Origin of the sequence: Flavobacterium sp. (assembly GCF_043756175.1) — a bacterium.
Taxonomy (GTDB): Bacteria; Bacteroidota; Bacteroidia; order Flavobacteriales; family Flavobacteriaceae; genus Flavobacterium.
In genome coordinates this window covers 1-10657 of the sequence record NZ_JAYURN010000118.1, presented here as the reverse complement: position 1 = coordinate 10657, position 10657 = coordinate 1, and the positions used below count along the sequence as shown (strand labels likewise).

At 31.7% G+C, this 10657-nt stretch carries 9 protein-coding genes and 1 pseudogene; 3 read left to right on the top strand and 7 right to left on the bottom strand.

Annotation, left to right across the window (positions count from 1 at the left end):
• The 3 genes and pseudogenes from ACH2BP_RS09705 to ACH2BP_RS09695 all read left to right on the top strand — a co-directional run.
• A pseudogene (locus ACH2BP_RS09705) lies at nt 1-179 on the top strand (fumarylacetoacetase); the annotation flags it as partial.
• 242 nt (nt 180-421) lie between these two features.
• Entirely contained in the window at nt 422-1273 is an 852-nt protein-coding gene (locus ACH2BP_RS09700) for a TolB family protein (RefSeq protein WP_395059362.1), read from the top strand.
• A gap of 5 nt (nt 1274-1278) precedes the next feature.
• Nucleotides 1279-3084: an N-acetylmuramoyl-L-alanine amidase gene (locus ACH2BP_RS09695; RefSeq protein ID WP_395059360.1), complete on the top strand. Its 1806-nt coding sequence runs from the start codon at nt 1279-1281 to the stop codon at nt 3082-3084.
• 63 nt (nt 3085-3147) lie between these two features.
• Here the strand turns inward: ACH2BP_RS09695 and ACH2BP_RS09690 are convergent, their stop codons facing one another.
• The 7 genes from ACH2BP_RS09690 to ACH2BP_RS09660 form a co-directional block, all read right to left on the bottom strand.
• The gene (locus ACH2BP_RS09690) at nt 3148-3750 is read right to left on the bottom strand and encodes a GNAT family N-acetyltransferase (protein ID WP_395059358.1); all 603 of its coding nucleotides are present in this window, start codon (nt 3748-3750) and stop codon (nt 3148-3150) included.
• 10 nt (nt 3751-3760) lie between these two features.
• Nucleotides 3761-4117 carry a hypothetical protein gene (locus ACH2BP_RS09685; RefSeq protein WP_395059356.1) on the bottom strand — a complete coding sequence of 119 codons (357 nt, stop codon included), beginning with the start codon at nt 4115-4117 and terminating at the stop codon, nt 3761-3763.
• A 160-nt stretch (nt 4118-4277) separates the two neighbouring features.
• Nucleotides 4278-5456, bottom strand: a complete 1179-nt coding sequence (locus ACH2BP_RS09680; protein WP_395059354.1) for an AIR synthase related protein — start codon at nt 5454-5456, stop codon at nt 4278-4280.
• A 71-nt stretch (nt 5457-5527) separates the two neighbouring features.
• Nucleotides 5528-6361, bottom strand: a complete 834-nt coding sequence (locus tag ACH2BP_RS09675; RefSeq protein ID WP_395059352.1) for an OmpA family protein — start codon at nt 6359-6361, stop codon at nt 5528-5530.
• A gap of 96 nt (nt 6362-6457) precedes the next feature.
• The gene (locus ACH2BP_RS09670) at nt 6458-7306 is read right to left on the bottom strand and encodes an OmpA family protein (protein ID WP_395059350.1); all 849 of its coding nucleotides are present in this window, start codon (nt 7304-7306) and stop codon (nt 6458-6460) included.
• A 3-nt stretch (nt 7307-7309) separates the two neighbouring features.
• Entirely contained in the window at nt 7310-8194 is an 885-nt protein-coding gene (locus tag ACH2BP_RS09665; protein ID WP_395059348.1) for an OmpA family protein, read from the bottom strand.
• A 110-nt stretch (nt 8195-8304) separates the two neighbouring features.
• The gene (locus ACH2BP_RS09660) at nt 8305-10494 is read right to left on the bottom strand and encodes a glutamine synthetase III (protein ID WP_395059346.1); all 2190 of its coding nucleotides are present in this window, start codon (nt 10492-10494) and stop codon (nt 8305-8307) included.
• Between the last annotated feature and the right edge of the window lie 163 nt (nt 10495-10657).

Genomic DNA, 10657 nt, shown 5'->3' with positions numbered 1-10657 from the left:
TGCTTGAACTAACTTGGGGAGGAAAAAATCCTATACAAATGAAAGACGGTTCTGAACGTAAATTTATTAATGATGGCGATACTGTCATTATGAAAGGTTTCTGTAAGAACGACCAAGTAAGAATTGGTTTTGGTGAAGTTTCTAGCAAACTGTTGCCCGCTAATATGATGAAAAAATAACAAATTACACAAACAGTAAAAACAAATACAATTATTTAAACTAGTTTCTTAAATGATTTATTAGATTTTAGTTTTTATGTTTTAATTTTTATAAAAGAGAGGTTTTCGAAATGAAAACCTCTCTTTTATTTTGTATTTCAACGACACTATTTCACTTCTTATCGGATTATGAATGACTAAAATAGGACAACATTCTTATTTTTATATTTTTGAGAAATAATCAAATTATTTAACCCAAAATTATGAAAAGAATTCTGATTCTATTAACATTAACAATTATTACAACTGATGCTTTTTCTCAAAAACTATCAAAACCAAAAAAGGTTGAAATAACGGGTACTTTTGCAAACCCAATCCCTTCTCCAACTGGTGAATTTATCTTATTAACTAATGAAAAATCTCAAGGAATTTCCTTATTGAATATAAAAACAAAAAAGATAACCCAAATATCAAAAACCGAAGGTAGTGGTTATGGATACAGTTGGTCGAATGATAGCGAAACTTTTTTTTATAAAGTAAAACCTGAAAATGGCTATATCATGAATTCTGAAGTTTTTAACTATAATATAAAAACTAAAAAAACAGAAAGAATAAATATTAATCATAATTATTTACCTTCATACAAAGGAAATATAAAAGAAAGTAATATTGTTGTGTACACTAATATTATGACTTTAAAAATTGAAGCTATCGATTTAAACACTTCAAAAGCGTGGGTAGTTACTAACGAAGAAGGACAATTTTATAATGCAATTTTATCACATGACGGAAAAAAAGTAGCCGTACATAATGGCCCAAATATTTTTGTCTATAATATTGATGGTTCTGGAATAATTTCGAAGTTAGGTATAGGAATTGCTACTTCTTGGTCTAAAAATGACAAATATCTATTAGGTTTTATGGATGAAAGCTCTGATGGACATGAAATAAGCAATTCAGATTTGTACTTATTTGATGTTGTCAATTCAAAATCAAAAAAAATCACGCAAACAAAAGATTCATTTGAAAGCGATCCGAGTTTTTTTGGCACAAACATGATAATTTATAATGACAAAAAAACCGGACAAATATTTACCTCACAAATTAACTTTTAATTTTCATGAAGCAATTATATATATTTTTATTTACCATTATACTTTCATTTACCGCAAATTGTCAAGTTATTGTTATTGATCCAGAACATGGTTACGGAGCTATAACAAGTAACAATCCCGATGGAAGAACAGCAACAGAAATAGAAACTGCTCTTGAAGTAGGTTTAAGAACAAAAACATTATTAACGAATAATTGTGCATCAGTTGTAGTTCACATGACTAGAACAACAAATATAAATGGATGGATTTCAGTAGACCAAAGAGCCTTAATGGCTCAAAATTGGAATGCAGACAGACTAATAAGCATGCATGGCAATGCAGGAGGCGGAACTGGTACAGAAACATTTTACTCAACAGCAACAGGATTAGTTGCTAATAACGAAAGCGCAGCGGTTCAGTTGGCCTACGCAACAAAAGTTCAAGATGAGATGGTATTAAATGGTGATTGGTTAAGCAGAAGAGTTTCTACTGATATTAGTTTCTTGGGTTATAATTTAGGAGTTTTAAAACGTTCTACAACTGGTTGTCTAAACGAAATTGGTTTTGTTGACAGTACAACTGATGCTCCAAAATTATTGAGTTCAACATGGAGAGATAAATTTGCATTGGCTTATTTTAATGCACTTAAATCAAATTTAAATATGACTTGTAATGGTACAATTCCTGCGCCAGGAAGCTTTTCACTTATAGTTACTCCCTCTTGTAATAATATAACTAGTCAAGTTAATCTTACTTGGACTGCCTCTACAAATACTACTTCCTATGATATTTATAGAAATGGTGTTTTGTGGGATACAAATATAACCGCAACTACTTATGTAAATACTACTAATGTTGTTGCTGGCACGACTTATTCTTATTCTATAAAAGCAAAAAATACAACTTCAACCCAAACAGGAAATTCAAACGGGACTTTGTCTGTGACAGCTATTAATTGTGCGCTACCAGGAGCATTTACATTAACAGTAACTCCAGAATGTAATGTTTCTGCAACAAGTCAAAATAAATTAACATGGACAACTTCTGCAAATGCAACTGCCTATGATATTTATAGAAATGGTGTTTTATATGATAGTGATATAGTAGGAAATCAATATATTAATAGTTATTTAATTACTGGTGGAACAACATACACCTATTCTGTAAAAGCAAAAAACACTATTGGTAAAACATCTAATTCAAACGGAATACTATCGGTTGTAGCAATAAGTTGCATTCCAGGAGCATTTACTGTTACAGCTTTTGCCGATTGCTCAGGTACAACTAGCAGAATAAACTTAACTTGGACAGTTTCAGCAGGAGCAACTTCGTATGATATATATAGAAACGGAAATCTTTACGCAAGTGATGTGACTGGCACTCAGTTTTTAAACACTTATTTAATTATATCTGGCACAACATATACTTACTCGATGGTTGCAAAAAATAGTGTCGGAACTGTTGCAAACTCAAACGGAACGAGAACTATGACTGCAATTAGTTGTTTAGCAGCAGGAACAAATAAACCTTCGACAGTAATGACTAAAAACGATGAATTAATGATTAATAATATTAATATTAAAAATGAAATTACTTTGCATCCAAATCCAACAGAAGGCGAGTTCATTTTAAATATTAATAATGTTCTAAATAGAGTTTTATATATTTCAATTTTCAATTTAACTGGTCAAAATGTTTATACAAAAAACTTCAATTCACCTGAAGAGGTTATCAATAAAGGTATAGATATTAGACATTTACCTAATGGAATTTATTTAATGAAAATATCCGTTGATGGTAAAGAATATAAAAGAAAGATTATAAAAAAATAATATATACTTAAAAAAACAACAGCTTCCAAGATAAATTGGAAGCTGTTGTTTTTAATAATAGGTTTATTTCGTTGATAACTTATTACTTAAATTTTCTTTAACTTCATCAAACCATTCGTCACGAAGAATACTCAAAATAATACTATCTCGTCTTCCGCCGTCTAGTTTTGTCATATTACTTCTCAAAACTCCATCTACTTTACAACCAATACTTTTCATGGCGGCTTTGCTACGTTCGTTTGCATTATCAGCACGAAATTCTACGCGTTCCATATTCATTTTTTCGAAAGCGAACTCGAGTAATAAATATTTGCAATGTTTGTTGAGTCCTGTTCCGTGAAATTGTTTTCCGTACCAAGTATAACCCAATTGTAAAGTTTTATTGCTAAATTGTATATCATAAAAACGTGTACTTCCTGCGTATTCATTTGTTCGTTTGTCGAAAACTACAAATGCATATTCACTAAGTTTTTCTCGATTATTTAATGCAATATGAATGTAATTTCTAAAATTTTCTTCTCCAATTGCTGGCAAAGAGGAATATTTCCAGATTTCTTGGTTTTGCAATGATTCTGTATATAAATTGGTAAAATGAGATTCTTTTAAAGGTTCTAATCGAACGAAATCATTTTCTAAAGTGTAGTTTGCAGCAAAATCAAAGTTCATAACAATTGTATTATTCATTGAATTCGTCACAACGTTCTGGAACTTGCGGATCGTATAACGGACATTTGTATTCTTCGAGAATATCTACCAATTTGTCCATGGTTTTCCCTTCAGTTCCGTAGCAATCTATTTTAATACTTTGTGGTGTAGTTCTTATATGAAATGCTCCTACTCCGTCGTTATTTTTCCAGCTTTTCTCATCTACTTTTTGCCATTTTGAGAAAACGTTTGCGATTCGGTTTAGGATTACTTCGATAGGTAAATCTTCGAGTCCGTCGACTATTTCTTCGTCTGAAATGGCTTCGTAAACCAAATGATGGTTTAAGTAAATTCCTTCTTTATAATTCCAAAATACTAGTTCGTACATAATTATTTTTTTGCCCACGGATATCGCGGATTTATACTGATTAGAACGGATTTATTATATTATTTCTGAAAATTACAAATATTTTAGCCCTGATGGAAGCGATATCCTTTTTCTTGCTCCTTTAGCAAGGAAAAGATATAGCGCACAGCGGGAATTGCTCCTAATATTCGAAAGTTCCGTATTCTGATTGTATAGTCAATTTTTTATTTTCGCTTGCCTCTACTCTACCCACAATTTGGGCATCGACACCAAATGATTTTGAGATTTCGATGATATTATTTGCTATGTTTTCTGGAACATAAATTTCCATTCGGTGACCACAATTAAATACTTGATACATTTCTTTCCAATCGGTTTTTGACTGCTCTTGAATGAGTTTGAAAAGTGGCGGAACTGGAAATAAATTGTCTTTTATAACGTGCAAATTATCTATAAAATGCAAGATTTTTGTTTGTGCTCCTCCACTACAATGCACCATACCATGTATTTCGTTTGGCGTGTATTTTTCTAGTATTTTTTTGATAATTGGCGCATAAGTTCTTGTTGGAGAAAGCACTAATTTACCAGCATCTATCGGGGAATTTTCTACCTTATCAGTTAGTTTTACACTTCCTGAATATACGAGTTCGTTAGGAACTTGTGCATCGAAACTTTCTGGATATTTGTGTGCTAAATACTTATCGAAAACATCGTGACGGGCAGATGTGAGTCCGTTGCTTCCCATTCCGCCATTATATGATTTCTCGTAATTGGCTTGTCCAAAAGAGGCCAATCCTACGATTACATCTCCCGGTTGAATATTGGCATTGTTTACTACATCTTTACGTTTCATACGGGCAGTTACGGTCGAGTCGACAATAAGTGTTCGCACGATATCGCCTACATCGGCAGTTTCTCCACCAGTAGAATGTATGGTTACGCCGAAGGTTTTTAGTTCGGCAATTATCTCTTCACTTCCGTTGATAATCGCAGAAATCACTTCGCCTGTTATGAGGTTTTTATTACGCCCAATGGTTGATGATAACATAATATTATCGGTTGCGCCAACGCATAATAAATCATCTATATTCATGATGAGTGCATCTTGCGCAATGCCTTTCCAGACAGACATATCACCTGTTTCTTTCCAGTACATATAGGCTAAGGATGATTTTGTTCCTGCGCCATCTGCGTGCATGATGAGGCAATAATCCTCGTCGTTTGTTAAATAATCTGGGACGATTTTGCAGAATGCTTTTGGAAACAATCCTTTGTCTATATTTTTGATGGCGTTGTGCACATCTTCTTTGCCTGCCGAAACGCCTCGAAGTGCATATCTTTTTGAAGTATCAGAACTCATTTTTGTTTGTGTTGTTGTCTGGCAAAGATAACAAATTGAATTACGAATTACGAATTACGAATTACGAATTTTTACTTTTCTACAATTAAGATTTCTACTCGGCGATTGGCCAATTTTTCTGAATCATTTTTTTCTAGAATTTTATAAATAGGTTGCGAACTTCCGAAGCCTTCGTGGAATACTCGATTAAATAAAATTTCTTTTTCTACCAAATAAGTGTAAATAGATTGCGCTCTTTTGCTAGATAGTTTTACATCTTTAATATCGGTATTGCAACAAATGTGTCCGTTTATTTTAATTTTTAAATTCGGATTTTTTAATAAAACATTATAAAGCCCTAATAAAATTGGTTTCGATTTTTCTATTACTTTATCTGAGTCGAGATGAAAATAAATATTATCAATCGTAATGATATCCCCTTTTTTTGCGTTTTTAAATTTACTCACTAAAGAATTAGCTTCTTTTTCAATTTTAGCATTTATATCAATATCTATTGGCATTTCTTCGCTTGTTACAACACTAATTTTTTGTTGTTTTGGAATGTCATAAAAAAGAGTTACTTTCCTGTTTTCTTTTTGATTACTAGACAGTTTAAAGTCTTTACCAAATGGCATTAACTCAACATTTTCGCTTAACTGTAATTTATTTTCTTTCAGAATTTTAATCACTGCATTTATTCTTTTGGCAGACAATTCTTTGTTATACGATTTGTCATCTACACTATCGCAATAACCATAAATTTTAGTTATTTCGGCTTTTGGGTTTTCTGAAATCCAATTTCGAAAACTTTTGGCTGAACTTTCGTTAGGAACATCGATATTAAAATCAAAAAAAACATCAAACTTCTCTTGCGAATAAGTTGTGATTGATAAGCATAAAAAAAGTAAAATGTAACGTGTTTTCATACGCAGATAATATTTGTTTTTTATTGGAATATGTTATATTTATGAGGAAACATTCATTTATATTCGTAATTCAGTTATCATAAATATTTCATATAATTAATTTTCGATAACTTCTATTTCTACTCGGCGATTGGCTAATTCTTCTTGGTAACTTTTTTCTGGAATTTTATAAATTGGATTAGCGCTTCCGTAGCCTTTATAACCCAACCTTGATGTTGAAATTCCATTTTTTATTAAATAATCGAATACAAATTTAGCTCTTCTGTATGAAAGTTTCACATCGTTTGTGTTACGATTACAACAAATATTCCCGTGAATATCGATTTTTAGTTTCGGATTGTTTTTCAAATATTCTAAAAGATCTAATATAATTTGCAACGAACCATCTGCTAATTTTTCAGAATTAATTTGAAATAAAATATTATTGATAATGATGATATCACCTATTTTGGCATTTTTAAATTTTTCAGAAATTGATTTTTCCGAAGCTAAAAACTGATTTAATATTTCTTGGTTTTCTGGCGAATCGAAACTTCCGTTTTCTGAGTTATTGGGATTTGGTTTTGATTTTTGAGCTAAAATAGATTTAAAAAAAATGATTGCTTTTCTATTCTCGTCTGATATTTTAGATTGACTGTGAATTTCGCCAAAGCCTTTTATTTCAAATTGATTACTAATCGAAATATTTTTTTCTTTACAATAATTGAGAATGTTTTTTGCTCGTTTTGATGAAAGTGAATCGTTGTATTTTTTGGTGTCGACTGAATCGGCGTAACCGTAAATTTTTAAAATTTCGATTTTCTTTTTTGAAGCAATCAAAGAATCCAATTTGATTTTTGCTTTGGGATTTATTTCTGATTTATTAAAATCGAAGTAAACTTCTAACTTTTCTTGGGCAGAAACGCTTTTTACAAAGAATAAAAGAAGTAAAAAAAGGGTTTTCATACTTTAATTTTCGATAACTTCAATCTCAACTCGGCGATTGGCAGCTCTTTCTTCTTCGGTTTTTTCGGGTAAAGCATACATTGGTATTGAACTTCCAAAACCTTTGAAACTCATTCTTGTTTTTTCTATTCCGTTTAGTTCTAAGAATTGCTTAACAGCTTTGGCTCTTTGGGTTGACAAGTCTTTTCTGTCAACAGTTACGCAACACAAATGACCGTGAATACTAATTACCATTTCTGGTCTTTCTTGCATTACAAGCAATAATTCGTATAATTTACCTCGAGAATCATTGGTTACTGCAAAAGTATTCAGAATAAAATTCAGGTTATTCAGTTTTAATTTTGTGCCTGGTTCTGCATAACAAAGTTCGTCCATAAACTTAACATCGAGTTTGTATTCAGTTTTTGTACCATTAAAATTATCGATTACAACTTTGTCTGGAAAAACAATTGGCTTTTTGGTTTTGACAATTTTCTTTGATTTCATACCTAAAACTTCATCCTCACGAACAATATCTTTTTGGAATAAATAGTAAATCGTTACTTTTCTGTTTTCAGCTTTATTTTTTGATTGTTGAAAGTTCTCACCAAAGCTTCGTGTTTTAAAATCCTCTCGAATTTTCACTTTCTCTTTTATGTTTTGATACACTTTATCAACTCTTTTTAAAGCGAGCGAATCGTTGTGTTGATTGGTTCCATCTTCATCTGTATAACCATTTATAGCTAATATTTTACTTGTTGGGTTTTGACTTATCCAAGTTTGAAGTTCTTTGTTTTCTGATGCTGACAATTCGTATTTATTACTATCAAAATACACAGAGAATTGCTCCTGCGCATTTGCTAGATAAATATTTGCCAAAAATAATATGTAGATAAAAAGTTTCTTCATTTAATTAATTAACCCAATTTATTGCAAAATATTGTTAGTTAATCAAAAACAATACCAATAAAAAAGCCATTTGATTACTCAAACGGCTTCAAATATAAAGTATTTTAAATTTATTTCGTAAACAACAACTCTCTATATTTAGTTAATGTCCAACTTTCGTTATCTACTAACAATTCTAGTTTGTCACAGTGCTCGCGAATATCATCAAAAAATGGTTTTACAGCATCACAATATGATTCGGCCATTTTTTGAGCATCTGTAATAACGTTTGCTTTTTTACGAGCTTCTGTCATTGCTTCTACTTTGGTATTAATACCTTCGATATGTTCGGAAATTTCTTTGATTAAAACAATTTGTTCTTTACCAATTTTTTTGAATTCATCACCAAAAATATCTTTTAATCCTTTTACATTTTCTATTAATGTATTTTGGTATTTAATCGCTGTTGGAATCACATGATTACGAGCAATATCACCTAAAACACGACCTTCAATTTGAATTTTCTTAGTATATTCTTCCAATTCGATTTCGTAACGAGCTTCAACCTCAACATGATTCATGACATTCATTTCCGAAAATAAATCTAGTGCTTGTTTAGAAACTTTAGCTTTTAATGCTAATGGAGTAGTTTTAAAATTACTCAAACCACGTTTTTTAGCTTCTACTTCCCAAGCATCACTATAACCATCTCCTTCAAAAAGAATCTTTTTAGACTTTTTGATATATTCTCTTAAAACATTGAAAATAGCATCATCTTTTTTCATGTCTTTTGTTTCAATCAAAGCGTCAACTTCTTTTTTGAAATCTTTCAATTGTTTAGCAACTATTGTATTTAAAGTTGTCATAGCATTGGCACAATTTGCAGAAGAACCAACGGCTCTGAACTCAAATTTGTTTCCTGTAAATGCAAATGGCGATGTTCTGTTTCTGTCAGTATTATCTAAAAGTACGTCTGGAATTTTACCTACAACATTTAGTTTTAAATCTGTTTTTTCTTCCGGAGATAATTTTCCAGTTGTTACACCTTCTAATTCGGCCAAAACTTTTGTCAATTGTTCTCCAATAAATACCGAAATAATTGCTGGTGGTGCTTCGTTTGCTCCTAATCTGTGGTCGTTAGTTGCAGTGGCAATAGCAGCTCTTAATAATTCTTCATAATCATTTACCGCTTTTATAGTATTGATAAAAAATGATAAAAACTGAAGGTTACTCATTGGTGTTTTACTCGGACTTAATAAATTAATTCCAGTATCTGTTGCTAATGACCAGTTGTTATGTTTTCCAGAACCGTTTACTCCTTTGAAAGGTTTTTCGTGAAATAAAACTTTAAAATCATGACGTTCTCCTACTTTTTGCATCACATCCATTAATAATGAATTGTGGTCTACAGCAAGATTTGTTTCTTCGAAAATTGGAGCCAGCTCAAACTGATTTGGCGCTACTTCATTGTGACGTGTTTTTACTGGAATACCAAGATACATACATTCTTGTTCCAACTCACGCATATAATTTAACGCTCTTGTTGGTATTGAACCAAAATAATGGTCGTCTAACTGTTGTCCTTTTGCCGAAGTATGTCCTAGCAAAGTTCTTCCTGTCATCAAAATATCAGGACGAGAATTTGCTAAAGCAGTATCTATCAAGAAATATTCTTGTTCCCAACCTAAAGTGGCAGTTACTTTTTTTACATTTTTATCAAAATATTTACAAACATCGACCGCAGCTTGATCTATCGAATGCAAAGCACGTAACAATGGTGTTTTGTAATCTAAAGCTTCTCCTGTATAAGATATAAAAACAGTTGGGATACATAAAGTTGTACCGAATATAAATGCTGGAGATGTTGGATCCCAAGCGGTGTAACCACGGGCTTCAAATGTATTTCTAATTCCTCCATTAGGGAAACTTGAAGCATCTGGTTCTTGTTGTACTAGTTGTGCACCACCAAATTTTTCTACTGCATCACTCCCATCATAAGAGGTTTCAAAAAAAGCGTCGTGTTTTTCGGCAGTTGTTCCCGTAAGTGGTTGAAACCAGTGTGTATAATGAGTCACCCCTTTAGACAGCGCCCATTCTTTCATACCCATTGCGATATAATCGGCTAACTTTCTGTCAATTTTTGTTCCGTGCTGCACGGCATCTTTCACTCCTTTATGCGCATCTGAAGTAAGAAACTGCTTCATTGCTTTGTCATTAAACACATTTGCACCGAAAATGTTCGACTTTCTGTCGGCTTCTTCAAATTTTACAGGTTTTCTACCTGATGCTTCTTTTAATGCTTGAAAACGAATTGTTGACATAAAAATTGATTTTTAAAAGTTATACCCCATTAATTTTAATGCAAATATATAAATATTTATTAAAATAAAGTTTTGACCCCTATTTTTTTTAGGAAATTCTCAATCTTTCGATTCCTTCTACTTCATCTAAAGCTTTTACTAAATCAAGAAAAGTATGTTCGTG